Annotated in this window: 23 protein-coding genes; 12 read left to right on the forward strand and 11 right to left on the reverse strand. The window is 46.5% G+C overall.

Translation table 11 applies throughout. From position 1 onward, the window contains the following. Positions 1-102: 102 nt before the first annotated feature. Genes ACP7H9_RS09915 through ACP7H9_RS09940 form a run of 6 tightly spaced genes read right to left on the reverse strand, consistent with a single transcriptional unit; the run spans position 103 to position 4,959 of the window. Positions 103-1,452 (reverse strand): tetratricopeptide repeat protein, encoded by a 1,350-nt coding sequence (locus ACP7H9_RS09915; RefSeq protein ID WP_439222688.1) that lies wholly within the window; start codon positions 1,450-1,452, stop codon positions 103-105. Position 1,453: 1 nt separating this feature from the next. After that, entirely contained in the window at positions 1,454-2,095 is a 642-nt protein-coding gene (locus ACP7H9_RS09920) for an energy transducer TonB (protein WP_439222689.1), read from the reverse strand. A 1-nt stretch (position 2,096) separates the two neighbouring features. Further along, entirely contained in the window at positions 2,097-2,501 is a 405-nt protein-coding gene (locus tag ACP7H9_RS09925; RefSeq protein WP_439222735.1) for an ExbD/TolR family protein, read from the reverse strand. After that, positions 2,485-2,889 (reverse strand): MotA/TolQ/ExbB proton channel family protein, encoded by a 405-nt coding sequence (locus tag ACP7H9_RS09930; RefSeq protein ID WP_439222690.1) that lies wholly within the window; start codon positions 2,887-2,889, stop codon positions 2,485-2,487. The genes ACP7H9_RS09925 and ACP7H9_RS09930 overlap by 17 nt, the downstream gene beginning before the upstream one ends. Before the next feature lie 4 nt (positions 2,890-2,893). Then, on the reverse strand, positions 2,894-4,198 hold the full coding sequence (locus ACP7H9_RS09935) for a MotA/TolQ/ExbB proton channel family protein (RefSeq protein WP_439222691.1): 1,305 nt from the start codon (positions 4,196-4,198) through the stop codon (positions 2,894-2,896). Beyond that, entirely contained in the window at positions 4,195-4,959 is a 765-nt protein-coding gene (locus ACP7H9_RS09940; protein WP_439222692.1) for a DUF3450 family protein, read from the reverse strand. Before ACP7H9_RS09940 ends, ACP7H9_RS09935 begins: the two co-directional genes overlap by 4 nt. A 115-nt stretch (positions 4,960-5,074) precedes the next feature. On the opposite strand from ACP7H9_RS09940, the gene ACP7H9_RS09945 reads away from it, so the two are divergent. The 5 genes from ACP7H9_RS09945 to cysQ all read left to right on the forward strand — a co-directional run bounded on the left by ACP7H9_RS09945 (position 5,075) and on the right by cysQ (position 11,234). Then, complete coding sequence (locus ACP7H9_RS09945) at positions 5,075-7,582, forward strand: TonB-dependent receptor plug domain-containing protein (protein ID WP_439222693.1); 2,508 nt, start codon at positions 5,075-5,077, stop codon at positions 7,580-7,582. Between the two features lie 5 nt (positions 7,583-7,587). Then, positions 7,588-8,709 carry a cytochrome-c peroxidase gene (locus tag ACP7H9_RS09950; protein ID WP_439222694.1) on the forward strand — a complete coding sequence of 374 codons (1,122 nt, stop codon included), beginning with the start codon at positions 7,588-7,590 and terminating at the stop codon, positions 8,707-8,709. A 177-nt stretch (positions 8,710-8,886) separates the two neighbouring features. Continuing rightward, a complete protein-coding gene (locus ACP7H9_RS09955) occupies positions 8,887-9,231 on the forward strand; it encodes a helix-turn-helix transcriptional regulator (protein WP_034818377.1) in 345 nt (114 codons plus the stop codon). Beyond that, positions 9,218-10,483 carry a type II toxin-antitoxin system HipA family toxin gene (locus ACP7H9_RS09960; protein ID WP_439222695.1) on the forward strand — a complete coding sequence of 422 codons (1,266 nt, stop codon included), beginning with the start codon at positions 9,218-9,220 and terminating at the stop codon, positions 10,481-10,483. Before ACP7H9_RS09955 ends, ACP7H9_RS09960 begins: the two co-directional genes overlap by 14 nt. A 16-nt stretch (positions 10,484-10,499) precedes the next feature. After that, positions 10,500-11,234, forward strand: a complete 735-nt coding sequence (gene cysQ / locus ACP7H9_RS09965) for a 3'(2'),5'-bisphosphate nucleotidase CysQ (RefSeq protein WP_439222696.1) — start codon at positions 10,500-10,502, stop codon at positions 11,232-11,234. A 64-nt stretch (positions 11,235-11,298) separates the two neighbouring features. Here the strand turns inward: cysQ and ACP7H9_RS09970 are convergent, their stop codons facing one another. The 3 genes from ACP7H9_RS09970 to ACP7H9_RS09980 form a co-directional block, all read right to left on the reverse strand. Further along, entirely contained in the window at positions 11,299-11,583 is a 285-nt protein-coding gene (locus ACP7H9_RS09970; protein WP_145914798.1) for a hypothetical protein, read from the reverse strand. Positions 11,584-11,650: 67 nt separating this feature from the next. Beyond that, a complete protein-coding gene (locus ACP7H9_RS09975) occupies positions 11,651-13,219 on the reverse strand; it encodes a sensor domain-containing diguanylate cyclase (RefSeq protein ID WP_082815421.1) in 1,569 nt (522 codons plus the stop codon). A gap of 217 nt (positions 13,220-13,436) precedes the next feature. Beyond that, positions 13,437-15,185 (reverse strand): DUF5666 domain-containing protein, encoded by a 1,749-nt coding sequence (locus tag ACP7H9_RS09980; protein ID WP_034818373.1) that lies wholly within the window; start codon positions 15,183-15,185, stop codon positions 13,437-13,439. 362 nt (positions 15,186-15,547) lie between these two features. On the opposite strand from ACP7H9_RS09980, the gene ACP7H9_RS09985 reads away from it, so the two are divergent. The 7 genes from ACP7H9_RS09985 (at position 15,548) to guaA (ending at position 20,651) form a co-directional block, all read left to right on the forward strand. Beyond that, on the forward strand, positions 15,548-15,814 hold the full coding sequence (locus ACP7H9_RS09985) for a BrnT family toxin (protein WP_034818372.1): 267 nt from the start codon (positions 15,548-15,550) through the stop codon (positions 15,812-15,814). Next, positions 15,801-16,034 carry a type II toxin-antitoxin system BrnA family antitoxin gene (gene brnA, locus ACP7H9_RS09990; protein ID WP_034818371.1) on the forward strand — a complete coding sequence of 78 codons (234 nt, stop codon included), beginning with the start codon at positions 15,801-15,803 and terminating at the stop codon, positions 16,032-16,034. The genes ACP7H9_RS09985 and brnA overlap by 14 nt, the downstream gene beginning before the upstream one ends. 9 nt (positions 16,035-16,043) lie before the next feature. Further along, entirely contained in the window at positions 16,044-16,397 is a 354-nt protein-coding gene (locus ACP7H9_RS09995; protein WP_034818510.1) for a hypothetical protein, read from the forward strand. A gap of 65 nt (positions 16,398-16,462) precedes the next feature. Continuing rightward, positions 16,463-16,669, forward strand: coding sequence for a hypothetical protein (locus ACP7H9_RS10000; protein WP_011233833.1), 207 nt, complete (start codon positions 16,463-16,465; stop codon positions 16,667-16,669). A 6-nt stretch (positions 16,670-16,675) separates the two neighbouring features. Then, positions 16,676-17,383, forward strand: a complete 708-nt coding sequence (locus tag ACP7H9_RS10005) for a nucleotidyl transferase AbiEii/AbiGii toxin family protein (protein ID WP_034818370.1) — start codon at positions 16,676-16,678, stop codon at positions 17,381-17,383. Between the two features lie 140 nt (positions 17,384-17,523). Then, positions 17,524-18,993: an IMP dehydrogenase gene (guaB, locus tag ACP7H9_RS10010; RefSeq protein WP_034818368.1), complete on the forward strand. Its 1,470-nt coding sequence runs from the start codon at positions 17,524-17,526 to the stop codon at positions 18,991-18,993. An 80-nt stretch (positions 18,994-19,073) separates the two neighbouring features. Further along, complete coding sequence (gene guaA, locus ACP7H9_RS10015) at positions 19,074-20,651, forward strand: glutamine-hydrolyzing GMP synthase (RefSeq protein ID WP_253617672.1); 1,578 nt, start codon at positions 19,074-19,076, stop codon at positions 20,649-20,651. A gap of 162 nt (positions 20,652-20,813) precedes the next feature. Here guaA and ACP7H9_RS10020 read toward each other — a convergent pair whose 3' ends face one another. After that, a complete protein-coding gene (locus tag ACP7H9_RS10020; protein ID WP_153849830.1) occupies positions 20,814-21,338 on the reverse strand; it encodes a hypothetical protein in 525 nt (174 codons plus the stop codon). A gap of 108 nt (positions 21,339-21,446) precedes the next feature. Beyond that, positions 21,447-22,610 carry an endonuclease/exonuclease/phosphatase family protein gene (locus tag ACP7H9_RS10025; protein ID WP_439222697.1) on the reverse strand — a complete coding sequence of 388 codons (1,164 nt, stop codon included), beginning with the start codon at positions 22,608-22,610 and terminating at the stop codon, positions 21,447-21,449. Positions 22,611-22,619 lie beyond the last annotated feature (9 nt).

The raw sequence follows: 22,619 nt of genomic DNA on the forward strand, positions 1-22,619 counted from the left end.
ATAAAAACCGCATTCGGGTTTTGCCTGAATGCGGTTTTTTTGTTTTCGATGCTGCCTGACATTTACGTCAGGAACACTATCTTACCTGACATAAATGTCAGGCTACAAAAGCCCCTCAAGCGTGCGAATGTTTTCCCTCAACTCGGTAAGCCCCGGATTGTTGTTGTATATACCCTGCAACAGCTCTAGTGCTTTACGGTAGTCTTTTTGGTCGATAGCAATTTGAGCCAGCCCCATATTGGCTTGCTCTTCTACTTCTTTTATAGAGCTTGCGCGTTGGTACAGGAGTTGCGCCTGAGTTGAATGCCCGCGTTCATAGTTGATATTCGCCAATTGAATTAATCCGGTGCCGTTGGCCGGGTCAACCTGTAGTAATTGTTTAAAGGTTTTTTCTGCTTGTTCAATATTGCCACGACGTTGGTGGTATTCTGCATTAAGGAATAAGACCTCGGCATGCTGGGTTGACGACAAATTAGACGTGTTAATGTTGGCGTAAAGCTTTTCAAATAATTGCCATTGCTCGTTCGCGAGTAGCTTCTTCGCCACTTGCTGTAAGGTAGCAAGATAGCGACTGTTAACATCGTCGTTTTTAAAACCTTCTGTGTTCATTGTCTGCAAGATCTCTGCTGCGCGGTGAAGGCTACCCGATTGGGCATGTAACGAGGCGAGTTGCAGTTGTCCCTTTAGATTATTGCTTTGCAGGTGTACAGCAGACTCCAGACTGCTGATTGCTTTTTTATAGTGCTTTTGTTCCATTGCCAGTTGTGCTCGCTGTAACCATAGTACTGCATCATTAGACTGTTGCTGCAATAGTTCTTCGACTAACGCATTGGCGCGTGATGTCGCTCCGGATTGCACCAGTGCGTACAGTAGGCCCCGCGACCACTGTTTATTGTCGGGCTCCAGCATCAGGGCTTTTTCATAAGCGCTAATGGCTGACATTGGAAGTGCCGTTTGCAAATTGATATAACCCAGCTGCCCGTATAACTGAGCCGACATAGCACCCGTTTGTAGGGTTTTCACAAGGTAAGGCCGGGCTTTTTCAAGCTCTTGCCAGCTTAAATAAACTGTGGCTAAGTTTTGTAGCGCGGCTAAATTGTCCGGATTTAAGGTTAGCGCAGCTTTTAAGTCATTTTCCGCTTCCGAAAATTTCTTGAGCGCCAGGTTAACTTGCCCTCGTAGACCTAACAGTAAAGCACTCTCGCCAATAGCTTCGCGGTTAAGTTGCTGCAATGCCTGCTGGTAATGTTGTTGCTCAATAACCGACTGTAATTCAGTGAGTAGTTCACGTTCTTTTGAGGTTAAGGTTTTGCTTTCGCTATCTAACCTCTGCTGCAGAGTCAGTGCCCACTGTGGCGCGTCAATTATAGGCGCTAACTGTTCGGCCTTTACGCCCTTGTTTACACTTAGTAGAGCCACAACCAGGAACGATGCAAAGTAATGATATTTCATATTAAATTTCTACCTCCAGCGGCCAAATAAAACGCGCTTTTACTGTTTTGCCATTCTTTTTAGGGGGCGTGAATTTCGCTTTTTTCACCATTTGTTCTATTGAAAAGCGCAGCTTTGGATCTGGGCTTTCAACTATGCGTAGTAAGGTCACCTTACCCTGACTGTCAATGGAGACTTCCAGGCGCAGCAATATAGTGTTGCCCAGCCGTCTTTTGAGGTCAGCTGGTACGTCTAATGAAACTGTGCTTAGCAGTTGTGGAATGCCATCCAGTTCGCTAAGGCTAAAACCTTGCCAGTTGATTTCCGGTAACTTAATGGGTTGCCTGCTAATATCTGGGTTGAGGTTATCCGGTGGAGTGAAATTGGCTAATGGCGTGTTCACCTGCGGAGTATATTCCAACGCCGGGCCGCTACCTGAAACATCCAGTTTCAGTTTTGACTGCTGTTCAGCCTGTTGCTGCTGAGCCGGTGGTGGCGGTGGCTCTATGGTGGCGCTGTCAATGGTACGTACTTCATAGCGTGGTGGGGAATCGCTATTAAATGTGACCGCCACGCCCAATAATATGACCACAGCAGAAGTCAGTAAGACAGCAAGCAGCAGCGCTATGAGTTTGTGTTGATGTGTTAAAAAAAATTGTCGCATATTAATTGACTGCGGTAGCAATACTGACACTGTCAGCGCCTGCTAATTTGACCTGATCGATAACATTAACCAGCAACTCAGCGGGCACGGTTTTGTCTGTTTGCAGAACCACCGGGCGGGACTGGTCACGTAGCCGTTGCTCAATGGTTGCGCGTACGCCGCTGACCCCAATGTTGTTGCCGTCGTAGACGATTTGACCACTGCGAGTAATGGCAATAAGAATAGAGGTACGCTCCAGTTCTTTTGCGGTGACCGATTCAGGCTTGTCGACATTGACGCCTGACTCGCGCACAAACACGGTAGAGACAATAAAGAAGATCAATAGAATAAAGACCACATCGAGCAGTGGAGACAGGTCGATACCGCTAATGGGCTCTTCGTTTTGTGTTCTAAGCTTGGTTAACAAACTCACCTAAGGACTCCATAGTTTTACGCTCTATTTTTGCTTTTGTTGACCAAAGCAATAGCCAGCCGGGAATAGCCAGAGCAATGCCTAATAGCGTGGTCATGAGTGCCTGGCTGATACCATTGGTTACTGTGTAAGCCGTGGATGAAGAGTGCACTAAGGCTGAGAAACTGGTTTGCATACCCATTATAGTGCCCAGTAAACCGATAAGTGGCAGTGCTGTGATAACAATAGCGGGCACAGTCGTGATTTTTGGCCGTTGCGTAAGTTGTTTAGATGGCGCTGAGAGACGGATATAAATTAGCCGCGCGTAACTGCTGAAGGCCAGTCCCAGCAGTAACCAGGATAACGGGTGAGCCAGTAGGTGTGAGTAAAATGAACCTGGCATGAGCTTAGGCACCTGCCTGTTGTTTTTTGTGTTGCTCCAGCGCCTCTACCGCGTATTGCTGAAGCTTTTCACTGTCGTTTTTCGCTTTGCGGGTGAGTACCGCACTTAATATAAGCGATGGAATAGCGACCACTAAACCAAGCTCGGTTGTGATAAGCGCCTGACCTATACCTCCTGAAACCACTTGCGGTTCGCTGGTGCCGTAAGTGGCCATCATATTAAAAGTCGTGATCATTCCGGACACCGTGCCTAATAGCCCAAGTAACGGAGCAATAGTGGCGATGACCGTAACGACCGTTAACCCTTTATGCAGCTTAAAGCGCATCCACTGTATTTGTGCAACCAGTTTGTCTTCTTTTGCATCGAGCTCCAAATGACTTTCTATGATGCGCTTAAGTTTCTGTTGCATAGGATGCCTAACACGATTATCTATGGCAGGTACGCGATACAGCTGAACGGCTTTAGTAACAGCCATAATGAGCGAAACAAGTGCTGCTATGACAATGGGAATGATCCATAGACCCCCGTCGTTTAAATATTGCCACGGAGTTTTATCCGCCGACTGATTTTGCTGTGCTTTGCCTAAGGTCGGGTCAAAGGTAATTTGAGCGGAGCCTGAGTGACGGAGTTTCTGCAACTCTTTTGATTCACTCTCGCTGTAAGCGTACTCCAGTTCAACACCGTTTTCAGACGCAGAGCCCAGACCGGTAACAGCTTTGTCTGTTTTATCTGCGGCAATTAAACGAACAGGGCCTAACGCCAGAACCGGGCGCTCAAGCTGGCGGCCGTCGGGCATTATCGCCTTGCTTTCATGCCAATTGGGTTCTGCCGCTTCAAACAGTTTATTGACTTGCTGTTGCAGTAAATTAAGCTTGTCGCTCTGCGAAAGGTCACTAATTTCCTGATAACTTAATCCACTTTGTTGCAGCAATCGAGTAATGGCATTTTGTTGGTGATCCTGCTGTTGCTGCCACTGCTCAAGACGCTGCTCTAATGTTTGCAAAGACAATGTTTGTTCATCTTTAGAGCGCCTGGCGGTCGCTGTTTTTGAGCGTAAGTGAGAGACTTGTTGTTCAAGCTCGGTAATCTGAGTTGCCAGTTTTGAGCGTTTTTCTGTGATACGTTCTTGTGTCTGTTCAAGCCGCTGTTTTGCCTGTTCGATTTTTTTCAGTAAATACTCTTCGTTCAATTCTCCGCTTTGGCTGGCCGACGCTTGGGCACTGCTTAGTAATACCAACGCCACTATAAATAAGCTGCTGATGGCGTTGAAAAGACACGCTGAATAAGAATGTTTTACCACAGGCGTCATTGTGAGCCTCCTTGAGCGGATAACTCAACTGGCAGAGAAATATACTGAGGCAGCGCCTGGTTATTCAGAATTTTCAGAGCTTGCCGCACGCTTCCCCCGTTCAGGTTAGGGTCCGCCTGCCATTGCCACTGACCGTTAACGACACGGCCGTAGCCAGCAGTTTGGTTATCCTTGCTGACAAACCAGGCGTAACTGAGCCCCAGGTACAATTGATCGACCATTAGGGATTGTTGGTTTAGTTCAATAACTCCCTGGTGTTGGCCGACTCGTTGGTTAAATTGCTGCAGTTGTTCAATGCGTGATAGCACGTATTGGAGTTTTGCAGTGTTAGAGGTTATGTCGTTACCAGAGGTATTCGTGCCTTGTTCGTTAGCCGCTATTGCTGGCGCGATTCTCGTTTGATGATGGTTCAATTGTGCAGCTAAACGGTTGATAGTGGTTTCTGTCTGCTTCTGTTGTTGCTCTAGTTGGTTTTGCTGTTGCAGGAGTTGTGAGCGTTTTTCGTCAACGGAATTTGTGCGCGTTTTTGTTTGTTTAAGAAACTCAGATAATTGATTTATTTCGGCATTCAACAAGCGGATGCGTTGCTCCAGCACTGGCCTATCTGCTTGCCACCCTGCCTGCAGGGCACGAGCCTGGTCTTCTACGGCTAACCACTGTGCTGTCAGCTTATCGGTTGTTTCAACCGTTTGCGCCTGGTTATTTGCGCTAAAAATGGCGGCGATGAAGAGCAGTATGACACTGATAAGTCTTAGCAGCACATGAACACCTTTATCTACTGAGTTTACTGGCGGGTAGTTTAAGGGGAATAAGGTTTGATGTAAATGCGAATAATTAGCGTTTATTGACTGTTTGGGGTTTTCGTGGCAACCTTAAATGAGAATTATTCCAAAAACGTTTTTCAAGCCAGAGAGTTTCAAGATGCAATTACCTATGTCTTTTTTGCGTAACCCGGTTGCTGCTGCGGTAAGCCTATCCATTTTCACCACCTTGTCCTTTTCTACTTATGCGCAGGAAGATCCGGTACAAGAGTTAGCGACCACCAAGGTAGAAAGTGAAAATTCAGAGGTGGAAGTAAAAACTCTTGGACCGCTCGATTTGCGGACTTCTACGCGTTCGGATTTAAGCGAGGCGTTATCTATAATCCCATCTTTACGCATTGATAATACGGCAAGCTCCAGTACCCGGCAGGGCGATATTAAGCCAGCGGAATTTTCGATTCGGGGCGCGGCACCGTATCAGAATAACATTCAACTGGATAACAGTAGCATCGATAGTCTGCTTGACCCGGCTAAAGTATTACGCCCGGGAGAATCGCCTGGCTACTCTCAAGTGTCGGGACACTCTCAAACAATTTTCATTGACCCTGAGTTTTTGTCATCAATTGAAGTGATTGACAGCAATGCTTCGGCAAAAGAGGGTGGTTTTACCGGTGGCGTGATAAAGGCAAAGACACGTGGGTATCAAGGAGAGAACACGTTTTCGGTGAGTTATCGCATGACCAAAGACAGTTGGACCGAGTTTCATATTGATAAGGCGCAGTTGGCTAATTTTGAAGAAGGTGCGGCGCAACTTCCGACGGGGACACCTGGCAAGTTCCAGCCCAATTTTGATAAGTCGGAAACCTCGCTGTCAGGTACCTTTAGGGCTGGTGATATCGGCTTCTTTGTGGGATATAGCGAAAAGCGCTCGGAGATTACCCAAAAACGGACCTCTGAATTGGCTACTATGTCTGACTTTGAATACTTCTTAGAGACAGGCAATGTTTTTAAGCGTGGAGATGAGGACAAACTCGACAGCGAATCTCGTTATTTTACAGTGCGTGCTGATGCGCTGAATGTGCCTTACGATTTGTACGCTACGTTTTCTTACAGTGACTTTTCTGAGGACAGTTTTTTAGTTAATTTTTTCAATTCTGATTTTGCCAGTGAAGTGAGAGGCTACAACTTTAGCGTAAATTATGGCGACGATTTTGGTGCAACGCGTGTTGACTCGACGGTGGCGCTGAATTTAAGTGACAACAGCCGTGATGCTCAAATAAACACTTTCGATAAATACATTGGCCGGAGCATTTATACCGAGAACGCGTATATTGGCAATTTCGGCGACCTGGAAAATGAGCAGGAGCGCTTGTCGGCATCGCTCGATTTTGACACTGAACTTAATGGCAATCATAACCTTCTGTATGGGTTAGAAATTGACCATGTGCGTTTGCGGCAGAGTCGATCTGAAGATTACGTTTACACAGAATACGCCCCGACAGATCGGACATTAATATCTGGCGTACCTTACGCTGAGCATCATGTTTATCGTGAAGCTGTGTACGGAGCTGGTGATATTGGCTTTAATGAAACTAATTTTAGTGCATACGGTGAAATAAAAGGTGAAAGCGAATCGTTGTTTTATTCGGGCGGGCTACGATCCAGTCGTGATGCCTGGCTTGGAAACACGAATTTGGCGCCGCGATTGAGCGGGGGAATGTACCTTGCTGACGACGAAAGCCTGTCTGTAGAAGTTGGGGCTAACCGATATTATGGCAAATCGTTTTTATCGTACCGCTTAAGAGATGAAGAAAAGAAATTTGTGACCGTTCGCGAGCGCGAAGAAACTTATAATCCAGATTCACCTTTTAATGAGTTTTCAGGAGAGGACAAGTGGCTGCCGAGTGACCTGAATACGCCTTACGATGATGAGTACAGTATTGGGCTTAGTAGTTCGCAATTTTCCGGAATAGCAAAAATTGAGTTTGTTGTTCGTAAGGGGCGTGATCAAATTCGTACAGACTACAATAGCGAAGATGATACGTACCAGTATGTTAATAGCGGCGAAAGCGATACCAGGCAAATAGACGTGTCCTGGCGATCGCCGACTTACAACTGGTTATCCTCTGACTGGCGAGTCAATGCTGGTGTTTCATGGATGGATACTGAAACCGATGCACAATATCTTGACGGAGGTTATGGTAATCAGACTAAACCGAATGAAGAGGTTATTTTTAATGGCGAAAGGGTGCGTAGAGTAGATCTTCCTGCGGACGATTACGCCAGCCCGATTTCGGCCAATATTGATGTGATTATGCAGGCCTTTGATAACCGCTTGTCGATGACTAACTCGTTTGGATACACCAACGGTTACCAATACTTAAGCTCTGCTGGTACTGACGAAGCGACCGGGCTCAAAAATTATGAGACGGTTGATCAGGGAACGACATTTAACTGGAACCTTGGGGTTGAGTATCGGCTTTTTGCAGGCAATAACTCGCCGTATGTCAGCCTGGATGTTATTAACCTGACGGACAAGTCAAACGTATTGCGATATGAGCAAGGCACTCAATTATTTAGCCTGGGGCGTCAGTTCTGGGTTGAAGTAGGTTATCGGTTTTAAGCGCTATGCAATTAGGACGTTTTTTACTAGTTGCTGTTGGTAGCTGTCTGCTTATGTTCGGCTCAGTCTGTGAGGCAGAGCCGCAGGACTCTTTAGTTGATGTTTATCGAGGTCCTCAGCAGCAATGGCCCGCAGCGACTATTGATGACGGAGTAGATTTTAAGCCGCTAGCACCACTTGAGAATAAACCGCCTTTTCCTGAGAGTAACCCCTATTCGAAAGAAAAGTGGGAGCTGGGTAAGCAGCTGTTTTTTGAACGTCGATTGTCTAAGTCGGAGCAAATAGCCTGCGCCAGTTGTCATGACCCTGATTTAGGCTGGGCGGATGGACGGCGCAAGGCTATTGGACATAATCGTATACAACATGACTTAAATTCTCCCTCTATTGTAAACAGTGCCTGGGTTAAGGAGGTGTTCTGGGACGGACGAGCTGATTCGCTTGAAGAGCAGGTACTTGGAAGTTGGCAAAACCCAATAGAAATGGCGGCGAACTTGCCAGACGCTGTGGCTCGTATTCGGAGTATTGAAGGCTATTCACCGCTTTTTGAACAAGCCTTTGGTTCCAGCGAGGTGTCCGCGATGCGGATCAGCCAGGCGATTGCAACCTTCATGCGGAAGATAACGCTGACAAACACACGCTTTGACAAGTTTATGCGAGGTGAGCGTGACGTTTTAACTGAGAACGAGATTAAAGGACTGCATTTGTTCCGTACCAAAGCTCGTTGCGCCAACTGCCATAACGGTGCCTTGTTGAGTGATGGTGAATACCATCATTTGGGGTCGTCTTTTCATAACGTTGGAGAGTTTCAGGGGCGTTATCGCGTAACCGGAAACGCAGAAGATGTGGGTGCATTCAGAACGCCTGGGTTGCGTGGTATTGGGGAAACGGCTCCTTATCAGCATAATGGTTTTGCTAAAAATTTGGATATATTACTGAACCTATACAATATGGGCTGGTGGCAAAATGCTGAGTTGGCGGAAAAAGGCAACGATATCCCTACTGCTCAGTTATCGAGCCACATTCAGGAGCTGAAGTTAAACAAGGAGGAGTTAAGTCACCTTAAGGCTTTTTTGGGCACTCTCGATGGAGACATGCCCTGGTATGAAATGCCAGAAGAACTTGAATAGCTGTGTTTTTGCCCATGTAATCTAGCGTTTACGTCAGGTTCTATATTCCATCTAGCATGAATGTCAGGCTACGAAGAGATAAGCCCGCAAAACATTTGACAAACTTGCGGCTGCAAACTAAATTGATTTATAAGTAACTCATTAAGTGGCTTAAGGGTTTATATATAAATCAATTTTATGCCAAAATCTATAGTACGTACCTACTCACAATACACCAAAGAAGCCCTGACTCTACTGTCTGGGCTTATTCGTGCTGCGCGCATTGAGCGCAAGCTTAGTACTCAGGAAGTCGCAGAGCGCGCAGGTATTTCAAGAAGTATGCTTCAGCGTATTGAAAAGGCTGATCCTAAGTGTGAAATAGGTGCCGTATTCGAGGTGGCCAGTATTGTCGGTGTGCCGCTATTCAACGCAGAACTGTCTTCTCCAAAATTAGCGAATAACATTAAGCGTACCGAGGAGAAACTTGCTTTGCTGCCGCAAAGAGCGCGTAAACCGCAAAAGGCCGTTGATGATGACTTCTGAGTCTATTTATAAAGAAGCCTATGTCTGGATCTGGCTACCGGGAGAGACAACTCCGGTAGTGGCTGGAAAACTCGAAGCCGATGGCGAGAACCTGTTTTTTAACTACGGTAAGAATTATTTATCGCGTGTTAATGAAGAGCCTGCCGCGATTCCAATCTACGAGCCTGAGCTACCATTAAAGCAGGGAGTAGTACCCAATTTACAAGGCTTAAGCATGCCTGGGTGTATTCGCGATGCGGCACCGGATGCATGGGGACGTCGAGTTGTTATTAATAAGCTGCAGGGTGATAGGGGAGACAATGTCGATACGGCGGTGCTTGATGAACTGACTTACTTGTTGGAGTCTGGCTCAGACAGAATTGGGGCTCTCGACTTTCAGTTATCACCAACTGAATATGTGCCTCGCTCAGCAAGAAACGCCACGATGGAAGAGTTAATAGAGTCGGTTGAGCGTGTTGAAAAAGGTATTCCGCTAACGCCGGAGTTAGATCAGGCTCTTTATCATGGTAGTTCAATTGGAGGGGCTCGCCCGAAAGCTCTTATTGAACAAGGTGGTATAAAGTACATTGCGAAATTTTCAGCTTCTAATGATCTTTATAGCGTTGTAAAAGCAGAGTTTATTGCTATGCGTTTAGCTTCGCTGGCTGGGCTATGTGTCGCACCGGTACAACTGGCTGCGGCGGCAGGTAAAGATGTTATTCTAATTGAACGTTTTGACCGTACGCAGAATAAAAGCGGCTGGATGCGTAAGCCAATGGTATCGGCTTTAACTCTTTTTGGGCTTGACGACATGATGGCGCGTTACGCGAGTTACGAAACACTCGCTGAAATTATTCGGCGTCGTTTCACCGAGCCAAAGCATACGCTTAAAGAACTGTTTTCCCGCTTAGTATTCAATATTTTATGTGGTAACACGGATGATCACGCAAGAAACCATGCGGCTTTTTGGGACGGTAATAGCTTAAGTCTGACCCCTGCTTATGATATTTGCCCACAGGGGCGTACGGGAAATGAGCAGGGGCAGGCAATGCTTATAGTGGGTAGCAATAATGCCAGTCAAATAAGTAGTTGTATGAAAGCTGCCCCCAACTTTTTGTTGAAACAGGACGAAGCTCTGGCTATTTTTGAGAATCAAAAGTCAGTTATAGAACAAAATTGGCAGAATGTGTGTGATGAGGCAGAATTGAGCGAAGTTGACCGGAAGCTATTCTGGGGTCGCCAATTTCTCAACCCATTTTCATTACAGACGTGACTTAACGGAATAATTCATGCTTAAAGAAGTAAAAGACATAGCCCGGGATGCAGGCGCTGCCATTATCGACATTTACCAAAGCAATGACTTTGATGTGCAGAAAAAGGCCGATGACAGTCCGCTGACCAAAGCGGATTTAGCGGCGCATAACATCATTTGTGAGGGTTTGCGTGCGCTGGATATTCAGTACCCGGTTATTTCGGAAGAGTCGTCAGACTTTAGTTGGGCGCAGCGCAAGCACTGGTGCCGCTATTGGCTGGTTGACCCGTTGGACGGCACCAAGGAATTTATTAAGCGAAATGACGAATTCACCGTGAACATTGCCCTGATAGAAAAGGGCGTGCCCATTTTAGGTGTGGTGTATGCTCCGGCGTTAGACGCCATGTATACCGGCGAGCGTGACCGCGGTTCGTTTTTAAACGACAAAGCGATTTCGGTTGCCACGCAGGAACCTGAAACCTTGCGCGTGGTTGGTTCCCGTTCACACCCTTCGCAGGAAACGACCGACTGGTTAGATGCTCTGGGCAAACCCTACGAGATGCTGGCAGTAGGCAGTTCACTGAAGTTTTGCCTGGTAGCCGAAGGTAAAGTCGACATTTATCCCCGCTTAGGCCCCACCAGTGAGTGGGACACCGCCGCCGCCCATGCGGTACTAGGTGCAGCGGGCGGAGAAGTTACAACCGTTGCCGGTGCCCCGCTGCTGTATAACCAAAAAGAAGACTATTTGAACCCGCATTTTATTGCCCGGTGAGGTAGCCTGACGTGAACGTCAGGGCCGGATCTGACCTGACATTTATGTCATTCACAACGCAGTATTAATGCTTGCTTGTCGATGTTGCTGCCGCCTGAGGATCCACAATGGTGTAACCCAAGTTGCTTGATTTATCTGTGTTAGAGACATCCACCTTTTCTAACTGAGACTTTGTTGCAGACTGAGGCTCATAAGGTTCAGACTCAGGGCGCTCTGCCAGCTGGTAGTGGTTGAAACGAGGCAGAATGTAATACCCGCCATTGGTGGCCTCTCCGTACTCATCATAGTACGTCGATATATCCCATTCTAAAACTGAGAATATCTCTTTTTCACTAAAGCCCAATGGCACCCAGCGTCTGACAGATCTCGGGGTTTGCGCGATTTAAAAGTAACACTCTTTTATTGGGAAAACGCTACTACTTAGTGATAAAAACACGGTTTCGGCCGTCTTTTTTGCCTTGATACATGGCATTATCGGCTTCGCCATAGAGCGAGGACCAGTTTGAGTTTTCGTCAGATAGGCTGCTGACTCCAATAGTGACAGAAAGAGAAAGTTGATTGTCTTTAAGTTGTATAGGTTGAGAGTTAACGGCTTCTTTCAATTCTTCAGCGAGTTTGAATGCGTCATTAATAGTGGTATCTGGCAACATGACAGCAAACTCTTCACCACCAATACGGGCGACAAGATCAGAGCTCCTAACTCTTTCGCTCATAATTTTTGCCAACTTCTCTAAGACGCGGTCGCCTGTACTGTGACCGAATCTGTCATTTATCTTTTTGAAAAGGTCAACGTCGATGACCAGCAGAGAAAGCTGGCTTGATGTTCTTTTTGAGCGTGTAATTGCGCGCTCAATTTGCTCAATAAAATAGCGCCGGTTGGCTAGGCCCGTTAACGAGTCAATACGTGATTGATTAAGTAGTTCTAGCTCCAGCTCTTTTTGTTGGGTAATGTCATGTATGGTCCCAACTAATACCTCTCCATCTTGCTGCCATTGAGCATATATATGAACCCATAAGTAGTGTCCGTCTGAGTGTCGGATACGGTGAGTCTTATCGAAGACTTTTGAATTAAATAAACGCTCTCGGCTGTCCTCAAAAAGATTCTCATCATCAGGGTGTAACAGCTCTTTGAACAAGGACAGGGATGCTGCTGTTGTTTTAGGGCTGAGGCCAAGCATATTGAAAATAATGGGTGACCAGGTCAATGAGTTATCCGATAGTGTGAAAGACCAATAGCCCAGCTGAGCTATTTCTTGTGCAGTTTGAAGTGTTTTTTGGCTGCTTTTAAGTTCACGCTCTAACTGTTTTAGTTCTGTAATATCAATATGCGTTCCGGAGAACCACTCTGGCTCACCTTCTTCAGTGCGCGTAACAATTTTGCCGTGATCCCTGATCCATACCTCATGCCCTTGTTTATGCTTTAGTCTTAAATCTGCGCTGTAAAAAGATGTTTTGCCAAGAACATGCGACTGGAAAACTCGCTGAAACTTTTCATGGTCAGCTTTATGGAGGATACTGAGCCAGGTTTTAGTACTGATTGGTTTAAGTTCCTCGATGGTGTAGCCGACCATAGACGCCCATCGCTCATTAATAATGAGTTCATCAGTTTGTACGTTCCATTCCCAAGTGCCAGCATCAGTGCTTTCGATAATGCTATTGAGTCGATGAGAGCTTGGCAATGATAAGTAACAAGAACCGTGTGGGTCATTACTGAGAAATTCGACCAGGCAGCATGGAATACCTTCAATAGTCATTGGTGTCGCGGTTACATCAAACTGTTTATCTAATGCGTTTATATAAACTTCAACGGGAGCGTTTTTGTCTTGAATGAGAGTATCCCAGGAAACAGCTTCATGGGTATGTTTACTGTAAGCAGTTACGCGTTCAGGCGGCGTTCCATCAACATGGTTACCGTTGCACTGACCTATGACGCGACCGTCGTTATTGACGATCAAATAACAACTGTTTCTTCTCAATTTAGACATGAAACCTACAGAATGCGCTGAAATTAACTAAATACCTAGATTACTTATGAAGCATATATTATTTAAATGTTAACACAGAGGTTTTTTTGGATCTTGGATAATTTTAAGGGGAATAAGGCGAGCAGAGCAGTTGACCATGCAAAGTGCTTTTAATGTTTAAAGCGCAACTTGGTTCAGTGGCGGTTTAGCCACTGAACCAAGCGTAACTGGAAGGGTATTATTCTTCGCCGTTGTCGTTTTCGATTTCGGCTTCTTCTACTAGGATGTAGCTTTGTTCAACCCAGCGGCCTTCTATTTCAATAACCGTGCCGACTTCAAGGGCTGCGATAAATGTTGCGACGTCGACTTTTCCATCGTTGAATTCAAGCTCTGCGTCTTCAGCAAAGCGAAGCTTTTTGCCGTTCACAAAAACAAACTCACCTTCAATAGATTCTACGGCGCCCTCAAATTCTGCTTTGCCTGTATTGCCAGGACGTTCATCGTCACTATCGTCATCCTCTCCGCTAACGTTTTCAATCTCAACTTCAGTGGCCAGTAGCGAGCCGTTAACGTATTCACGTTCGGCTTCCACAATAACCGCATTACGGCTTTCGACTAATGCAATAAAGTCATCAATAGAAATTGTGCCGTCATCGTCTTCAAATTCTACGTTGTCGGCAAAACGTACGGCGACATTTGCGACACGCATACCGTCGGTCGTAACATCCGTCACGCGGCCTTTCACTTCGCCGTCGCGGTCATCTTCGTCAATGCGTTTTACTTTCAGTGCAACCGTATCGCCTTCTTGGTTCTGACGCGAGACGACCTTCAGCCAGTCGTTAGCAGCAATGTTTTCAAATGTGAAGCGGCGCTCGTCTAAGTCCGATTCATCCTCATACTGGGTCTCTGGTGTGATACTAAAGGTTGTCCCATTAAGCACAAACGTCATGGCTTCACTGTCAATGTCTGTTACTTGACCTTCGACTTTACTGCGCGCGTTCCGGGCCTTGAACTCTATCTCATCGGCAACCAACTGCTCACCGTCAAACTCGGCTTCGACTTTTACGATAATACCGTTGGCTAAGGTATCGGCAGTGCCGTCTTCAAACTCAGTGCTTTCACCCAAGACGAAGTCGTATTGATTTACTGAGAACGTTCCGGCATCGGCGTCATAGTTTTTAACGATACCGGCAATGGTGATTTCATCGGTGTCTTCGTCGAGGCCATTCTGCTCTTTGTTCTCGACCTCATCTGCCGTGAGGGTCATGGACTCATTATCGTAAGCTTCGCCTTCGACTTTCACGAACAGTCCGTCAGCAAGGTCGTCGGCGTTCATATCGTCAAATTCTGCTGCAGAATAGTTAATGGTTAACTCACCCAGCGTAAACGTTTCAGTGTCTGTGTTTAAATTGGCAACGTTGCCTTTGAGCTTAATTTCCGTTTCATCGTTTTCCAGCTCAACCAGGGTAGCGTAAAACGCACCGTCTTCATTGACGTAGCCGCTTATTTCGACAAAATCGCCAATGGTTAAAGTGTTAATATCGGCTTCTTCAAACTCAGTTAACTCATCATAAATAACCGTTTGACCCAGTACCTCAATTTGCTCTGCTTCTCTGTCAATGAAGGCAACCGGGCCTTGCAGGCTTTCTTCATAAGTGATTTGCTCTGCCTCCGGGTCGTTGCCGTCATCGGATGCAGAAGCGGCGACAGTGACTACCATGCCCACTCTTAGTTGCGCTTCATCGGCTGCTGGCGAGTTACCGACCGCGATAGTGGCATTGTCAGAGCCGTATCGCTGGCCATTGACATACACACTGCCAAAGCCAGTGATCACACCTTCGCTGACAACGGTCGTTGTTGTGGTTGATGTGTCGCCGTTGTTGTTTTCGCCGCTTGTATTGTCGTTGGTAGAGTCGCTTGAGCTTCCGCCACACGCCGTGAGCGCGCCGGATATTGCTAAGACTAAAAGGGACTGTTTAAAACGCATGGTACTACCTCTTATTGTTGCTAAAACACTTTTTACAAAAGTGTATGTAGCTTCACTTTAGCGCATGATTTTGGGGGCTGCCAGCAGATAGATTGTGTTTTTTGAATGCTTGTTACGTTAGGTTTTTGTTATAAGATTTCGCTTGTGTAGATACAAGGCATACCATCTCCTTTTATTCACCGAATAAAGTGACTGTATGTCGTTTTTAGTGTTTTTCAATATAAATTAATCGGTATCGGTGATTTTATGTTTCTGTCGTTGATGTAATATCTCATGACTAAATACGCTTTCGTCGGGTGATTTAGTAATGACGTTTTAATACCATTTAAGTTTAATTTTTATTCATAAATGGTATATATTTAATGTTGGTTTTCGAGTTTGATGGAGCAAAGAGTTTATCAAACATGCAAAAGCATGGAATTGATTTTTACTCTGCTCAATCTCTTTGGAATGACCCGGAGTTAATTGAAATTCCGGCTAAAACTGAAGATGAAAAGCGTTATTTAGTTATAGCTAAGTACAAAGGAAAGCATTGGTCAGCTGTGATTACTTATCGAACAAGAGCAATCAGAATTATTTCTGTCAGACGCTCTAGGCATAGTGAGGTGAAGCTTTATGAAAGCGAGTGAATTTGACAAAAAGTTTGATTCAGATGAAGACGTTATGGATGAGCTTGAGCTGGAAAAGGCGAAAAGACCCATGCGCAAACAAAAGCGAGTGAATGTGGATTTTCCTGAATGGATGCTAGACTCTTTAGATGAAGAGGCTGCCCGCATTGGAGTAACAAGACAATCTATTATTAAAGTCTGGTTAGCTGAGCGGCTTGAGCAGATTGAAAGGAACCTATAGGTGAAACACATGAAACTACTTTTAGCTTTTGCAACAGCTGCGCTATTGGCGGGTTGCAGCACCGCTCAGTCAGCAACAGATACTCCGGTTACTATGGCCGATATTACAGAACTTATTGGTAAACCGGAAGCGCAAAGTATAGATAGCTGTAAGGTACTGCCAATAGGTAAAAAGGCATGTGGTGGGCCAGCGAGTTATGTGGTGTACAGTAGTGAAACCATTACCGATGAGAGAGAACTGCTGGATGCTGTGCATCGCTACAATAAGAAGGCCGAAAAAGATGCTCAAACAGGCTATTCTACTTGTCAGTTTATTCCCGAGCCTGAACCCCAGTTAAAAGGCGGTGTGTGCTGGATACCCTAGTGGACAAATACTAATCACTTAATTAGACTAACTAGTATCAATATTTAAGAGTAAGCGGAGGCTTGATGGACAAGATTGATCGTGCTTATTATCCAGAGCTCGACAAGCTTCTGTGGGATACCAATACGAAATACTTAACGCCTAAAGAAGCATTGGATATTTATGAAACTCGCTGGCGTTTTGTCGAAGAAAGGCAATTGCTTAAGCGCGAGCGTCAGCTAATTGATAAATTGGCAAAAGATGCAGGCGGTTTTCTCCCAAGTGCAGCGTAAAAATTTATGAGCACTTACCAGCGTAAACACCACCAGTTAATTCAGCGTTGCCTGGTTAATTTTAATAGCCATTACTTAACGGAACACTCAATTCTTTTTGGCGGTGGCACTCGCATTGCTCTTGAGCTTGGCGAGTATCGTGAGTCTGTTGATATCGATTTTCTTTGTAGAGACAAAAAATCATTTCGAGCGGTAAGAGAACAGGTAACTAATAGAACGCTAGGTGAGCTGGTAAAAGAGGATTTTATTTATTCTCGCGATATTTCGTTTGATAGATATGGTGTGCGCACCTTTCTGGATGTTGATGGTGTGAGAATTAAGCTTGAGTTCGTAGCTTTTGATAACTATGCGTTAGAAAAAGGGAATGAAGCAGATTTATTTAATGTGCCTTTTATTGACCGTACTTCATGTTTTATCACCAAGCTTCTGGCAAATGCTGATAGGTGGATGCAGAAACCTTATAAAGACATATTTGATTTGATTGTTATGTTTGAAAACTGGGGGGAGATACCACCCGAGGCGTACGCGGAAGCTCACACCCATTATGGAATTGATGCCGTAAATAACAGCTTAAGGCGGGCACTTCAGAACCTTCTGAATAATCATGATACCTATAGAAAAGAAGCAGAAGCTATGGGGGTGAAAAAAGAATACTTTGATAGTGTGGTGGTTCCTGGTTCTGAGCGATTACTTTCATCAGTCAGTGGTATGTAGCCTGACATTCATGTCAGGTGAGATATCTTTCCTGACGTAAACGTCAGGCTACGAAATCAACGTAGTCAGGCTACTTGCATTCCACGCACTAAACGGGTAAAATCCACCCGCAACATGAATCCAGTCACGGAGTGTTGCACATGCTGCGAATTGCCCAAGAAGCCTTGACCTTTGACGACGTTTTGCTCGTTCCCGGTCATTCCGAAGTTCTCCCCCATACCGCTGATTTACGCACGCAATTAACGCGTGGAATTTCTTTAAATATTCCTTTGGTTTCAGCTGCGATGGATACCGTTACTGAATCGGCACTGGCAATTGCGCTGGCGCAGGAAGGCGGGCTCGGATTTATCCACAAAAATATGACCGCAGAGCAACAAGCCGCGCACGTTCGTAAAGTTAAAAAATACGAAAGTGGCATGGTCTCTGACCCGGTTACCGTAAGACCTACTACCACCATTGGTGAAATTAAAAAGCTGACTGCCGAGCATGGCTTTCAGGGTTTTCCTGTGGTTGAAGGTAATGGCGACTTGGTTGGTATTGTTACCGGTCGGGATACGCGTTTTGAAGACGACGACAGCAAAGAAATTCGCCACGTAATGACCGGCAATGATCGCCTGGTCACTGTGCACGAAACGGCAAAAAGCGAAGAAATTCTTCAGCTTATGCACAAACACCGTATTGAAAAAATTCTGGTTGTGGATGACGCGCACAAGTTGAAGGGTATGATCACCCTGAAAGACTTTGAAAAAGCGGAAAACAAACCGAACGCTTGTAAAGATGAACTGGGCTCATTGCGTGTTGGTGCTGCTGTCGGTGTTGGCGCGGGCACAGAAGAACGTATTCAATTACTGGTTGAGGCGGGCGTTGATGTACTGCTTATTGATACTTCGCATGGCCACTCACAGGGCGTTTTAGACCGCGTTAAGCAAACTCGTAAAGACTACCCTGAATTGCAAATTATTGCCGGTAACGTAGCAACGGCCGCTGGCGCTAAGGCGCTGGTTGAAGCGGGCGTCGATGCCGTGAAAGTAGGCATTGGTCCGGGCTCAATTTGTACGACGCGTATTGTTACGGGTTGTGGTGTACCGCAAATTAGCGCCATTAGCGATGCCGTAGATGCTATTAAAGGCTCGGGCGTTCCGATTATTGCTGACGGCGGTATTCGCTTCTCAGGCGATATTGCTAAAGCTCTGGCTGCTGGCGCGCATTGTGTGATGGTGGGCAGCATGCTGGCCGGTACGGAAGAGTCGCCGGGTGAAGTTGAGCTTTACCAGGGGCGTTATTACAAATCGTACCGTGGTATGGGCAGCCTGGGTGCTATGAACCAGCGCAATGGTTCGTCTGACCGTTACTTCCAGAAAAGTGATGAAGCCGATAAGTTGGTACCTGAGGGTATTGAAGGGCGTATCGCTTACAAAGGACCAATTTCTGCGATTATTCATCAGCAAATGGGCGGTCTGCGTTCAGCTATGGGCTTAACCGGTTGTCCGACAATTGATGACATGCGCACTAAGCCGCAGTTTGTAAAAGTAACTGCAGCCGGCATGGGCGAATCACACGTACACGATGTGCACATTACCAAAGAAGCACCGAATTACCGCAGTTCATAATTTGATTGACGTAGCCTGACGTTTACGTCAGGAACGAGATAGCGCCTGACATCAATGTCAGGCTACTAACAGGATGACTAATGACTAGAGATATCCACGACCACCGAATATTGATTTTAGATTTTGGTTCTCAGTACACTCAACTGATTGCCCGCCGTATTCGCGAAATTGGCGTTTATTGTGAGCTTTGGGCCTGGGATGTTGATGAAGCCGACATCCGTGAATTTGCGCCTAAAGGCATTATTTTATCCGGTGGCCCGGAAAGCGTAGCTGAAGAAGGTTCACCGCGTGCGCCTGAATATGTTTTTAACGCAGGTGTTCCGGTGTTTGGTATTTGCTATGGCATGCAGACTATGGCACACCAGCTGGGTGGCTCGGTGCAATGCTCGCTGGAGCGTGAATTCGGTTACGCGCAAATTGAACTGGTAGAGCAAAGCCCTCTGTTTAAAGCTATTGAAGACGCTGTGTCTGAGTCTGGTGCACCATTACTGGATGTTTGGATGAGCCACGGTGACAAAGTGGAAATGATTCCGGAAGGCTTCCACACCGTAGCGAAAACCTCTTATTGCCCGTATGCTGCCATGGCTGATGAAGAACGCCAGTTTTATGGTGTGCAGTTCCACCCGGAAGTGACTCATACGCGTCAGGGCATGCGTATGCTGGAGCATTTTGTCAGCGATATCTGTGGCTGTGAGAAGCAATGGACACCGGCAAAAATCATCGATGACGCTATTGAGCGTATCCGTGAACAGGTAGGTAGTGACAAGGTTATTCTTGGTTTGTCTGGCGGTGTTGATTCGTCGGTAACGGCTATGCTGCTGCACCGCGCTATTGGCGAGCAACTAACCTGCGTATTTGTCGACAACGGTTTGCTGCGTCTGAACGAAGCAGAGCAGGTAATGGAAATGTTCGGCGACCACTATGGTCTGAACATTTTGCCAATACGTGCAGAAGACCGCTTCTTAGATGCGTTGGCGGGTGAGAATGACCCGGAGAAAAAGCGTAAAATTATTGGTAATACCTTCATTGAAATTTTTGATGAAGAAGCCGGTAAGCTGACCGAGGTTGACTGGCTGGCGCAGGGCACCATTTACCCCGACGTTATTGAGTCTGCGGGTTCTAAAACCGGTAAAGCGCATGTGATTAAATCGCACCACAACGTGGGCGGTTTGCCGGAAGACATGAAGTTAGGTTTGGTTGAGCCACTGCGTGAATTGTTTAAAGACGAAGTGCGTAAAATTGGGCTTGAGTTAGGCCTGCCTTACAACATGCTTTACCGTCATCCGTTCCCGGGACCTGGTTTGGGTGTTCGTGTGCTGGGTGAAATTAAGAAAGAATACTGCGACTTATTGCGCCGTGCCGATGCGATTTTCATTGAAGAGCTGCACAACGCGGACTGGTACAACAAAGTCAGCCAGGCCTTTGCGGTATTCCTGCCGGTACGTTCGGTGGGTGTTATGGGTGATCAGCGTAAATACGACTGGGTTATTGCCATACGCGCCGTAGAGACTATCGACTTCATGACCGCGCGCTGGGCACACCTGCCGTATGAGTTGCTAGAGAAGGTATCAAACCGGATTATCAACGAAGTGAACGGTATTTCCCGTGTCACCTACGATATTTCAGGTAAGCCACCTGCCACCATCGAGTGGGAATAAGCAGGTAAACATTGGCTGGCCGTTGCAGGTAATCTTCCGAAAGACGCCAGCAAGTACATCCCTGTAAGGCTTGTGCAGCGCCGTCCATGGCGCTGCACACTTTCTCCAGATTTTCCTGCAACGGCGTAACGCCAATGTTGACTTGTTATTTACTTAATCCACTTAGAAGTGGTAAGTCACGCCTAAATGCACTTCGTTGTCGATGCTGTTGAAGTTTCCACGGAAACCAGCGTCAGCAGAGAATTGCTCAGTGAAAGCGTAACGTAAGCGCGCACCAACTGATGCAAAGCCGTCTAAGCCCCAGTCATAACCGGCGTCTACAATAGCAGTGGTTTGCTGGCTTAACTTAGTCATAGCGCCGATACCGGCATAAGCACTGGTGTCGTCATAGTTGCCAAAGTCATAGTGGCTAACACCGGCTTTCAGGAATGTATTGAACTGCTTACCTGCGCCCATGTCCATGAAATATTTAGCACCAGCACGAAGTGAGTAGTCACCCATATCTTGCAGCTGTATTTCACCAACCCAGTTTGGGGCGATAGTTTTGGATCCTTCTACGTAGAAATCGGAATCGTAGAAATCGGAGAAACCGCCGCTAACATAGTTTAAATCATCAGCTTTGCTGGCTGCTGAAAACATAAGCGAGCCGCTTGCGAGTAGAGCTGTTGTTAGTATAAGTTTTTTCATAGTTTGCCTCCTTGGATATGACATTTGTATTATGGCATCTAAGAGGCGAAATAGCAGCCCTTCAACTGTAAAGGTTCAGTAAAATAAAGGGCTGCAGAGGTTTTTAGGTTACTTCACGATATCCAGCCAGACCATGCGATGGTCGGAAGAGGCGCTGCGCTTTTGCATTAGCCTGCTGCCGGCTTCATCACCGACAGGCCAGAACACGCCGGCGTCTTTTACGACTAAGTCGTTAGACGGCAACACGTAGTCTACGCGCTTGCGCCAGGCCGCGGTATGATATTGCGAGCCTCGTTTGTCAGGAGAATGCTGTTCACCGCCACGGCTTTGGGGTTTCACGTCATTTACCCGCGGGTGTTGCAGTAATTGCTCAATAGCACCATCAATACCGCCGGAACCGGCCTCTGCATTCATGTCACCCATAACGATAAAGCTCTCGTCAGCTCCCAGGCCGCCACGCACACCATTATCATCGTAAAGGTAGTTATCACTGCCGGGTGTAAGGTAGTCAGCTAATAAGCGGATTTCATCGTAGTTACGCATGCCGTTGCTGTTTTCCGGGCCGTCGAACGCTGGAGGTACTGGGTGCGCAGCTAATAAATGAATGACTTTGTCGCCCACTTGCACGGGGACGTCCCAATGCGATTTCGAGCTTAACGGGTACTGCGCCATGATTTCGTCGGAGTACCATTGCTCGTCAGTAGGCTGTTCCTGTTCATTCATCACGTAAGGAATATGGCGGCCGGGCATGTCTTTCCACAAAAAGTGTTGAAAGGTTCGGGCTTTATCCGTTAGTAACGGATATTTCGATAAGATAACCATACCGTACTGACCCGGATACCAGCCAAAACCCCAGGCGTCGATGCCAGTGCCTTGTGTTTTGCCGTCGCGGTTTAAATCAAAAGGCGAGGGCACCCCTGTATTTACCGGAGCAATATAAGCATAGGGGTATTCAATTGCCTTTTTTCCGTTCTGGGAAATCGACAAGTACTTTTCCTGAAAGACATTTACGCCAACTTGTTTATCAACGTAGTCAAACTCGTTCAGTAAAACGATATCGGGTCGCACACGTTGCAGTATTTCGGCAATACCACGAATTTGTTCATGATCCTGCTGTAACACCTCGGGTACAGGCGATTTGTCCAATTGCGGGAGCTCGCTGTCGCTCAGGTAATTAGATGCGTCCATACTGACATTAAAAGTCGCAACCCGAATGGTTTCTGGTTCGCCTTTGCCGGAACCGGCGAATGCATTAAAAGAAGTAGGAATCATAAGAACAAC

Origin of the sequence: Idiomarina sp. ST20R2A10 (assembly GCF_051842345.1) — a bacterium.
Taxonomy (GTDB): domain Bacteria; phylum Pseudomonadota; class Gammaproteobacteria; order Enterobacterales; family Alteromonadaceae; genus Idiomarina; species Idiomarina loihiensis.

Bases quoted from the DNA above. Each gene is read 5' to 3' on its own strand.
- ACP7H9_RS09915 (WP_439222688.1), bottom strand. From the start codon at position 1,452: ATGAAATATCATTACTTTGCATCGTTCCTGGTTGTGGCTCTACTAAGT.
- ACP7H9_RS09920 (WP_439222689.1), bottom strand. From the start codon at position 2,095: ATGCGACAATTTTTTTTAACACATCAACACAAACTCATAGCGCTGCTG.
- ACP7H9_RS09930 (WP_439222690.1), bottom strand. From the start codon at position 2,889: ATGCCAGGTTCATTTTACTCACACCTACTGGCTCACCCGTTATCCTGG.
- ACP7H9_RS09935 (WP_439222691.1), bottom strand. From the start codon at position 4,198: ATGACGCCTGTGGTAAAACATTCTTATTCAGCGTGTCTTTTCAACGCC.
- ACP7H9_RS09945 (WP_439222693.1), top strand. From the start codon at position 5,075: ATGAGAATTATTCCAAAAACGTTTTTCAAGCCAGAGAGTTTCAAGATG.
- ACP7H9_RS09950 (WP_439222694.1), top strand. From the start codon at position 7,588: ATGCAATTAGGACGTTTTTTACTAGTTGCTGTTGGTAGCTGTCTGCTT.
- ACP7H9_RS09955 (WP_034818377.1), top strand. From the start codon at position 8,887: ATGCCAAAATCTATAGTACGTACCTACTCACAATACACCAAAGAAGCC.
- ACP7H9_RS09960 (WP_439222695.1), top strand. From the start codon at position 9,218: ATGATGACTTCTGAGTCTATTTATAAAGAAGCCTATGTCTGGATCTGG.
- cysQ (WP_439222696.1), top strand. From the start codon at position 10,500: ATGCTTAAAGAAGTAAAAGACATAGCCCGGGATGCAGGCGCTGCCATT.
- ACP7H9_RS09975 (WP_082815421.1), bottom strand. From the start codon at position 13,219: ATGTCTAAATTGAGAAGAAACAGTTGTTATTTGATCGTCAATAACGAC.
- ACP7H9_RS09980 (WP_034818373.1), bottom strand. From the start codon at position 15,185: ATGCGTTTTAAACAGTCCCTTTTAGTCTTAGCAATATCCGGCGCGCTC.
- ACP7H9_RS09985 (WP_034818372.1), top strand. From the start codon at position 15,548: ATGTTGGTTTTCGAGTTTGATGGAGCAAAGAGTTTATCAAACATGCAA.
- brnA (WP_034818371.1), top strand. From the start codon at position 15,801: ATGAAAGCGAGTGAATTTGACAAAAAGTTTGATTCAGATGAAGACGTT.
- ACP7H9_RS09995 (WP_034818510.1), top strand. From the start codon at position 16,044: ATGAAACTACTTTTAGCTTTTGCAACAGCTGCGCTATTGGCGGGTTGC.
- ACP7H9_RS10000 (WP_011233833.1), top strand. From the start codon at position 16,463: ATGGACAAGATTGATCGTGCTTATTATCCAGAGCTCGACAAGCTTCTG.
- ACP7H9_RS10005 (WP_034818370.1), top strand. From the start codon at position 16,676: ATGAGCACTTACCAGCGTAAACACCACCAGTTAATTCAGCGTTGCCTG.
- guaB (WP_034818368.1), top strand. From the start codon at position 17,524: ATGCTGCGAATTGCCCAAGAAGCCTTGACCTTTGACGACGTTTTGCTC.
- guaA (WP_253617672.1), top strand. From the start codon at position 19,074: ATGACTAGAGATATCCACGACCACCGAATATTGATTTTAGATTTTGGT.
- ACP7H9_RS10020 (WP_153849830.1), bottom strand. From the start codon at position 21,338: ATGAAAAAACTTATACTAACAACAGCTCTACTCGCAAGCGGCTCGCTT.
- ACP7H9_RS10025 (WP_439222697.1), bottom strand. From the start codon at position 22,610: ATGATTCCTACTTCTTTTAATGCATTCGCCGGTTCCGGCAAAGGCGAA.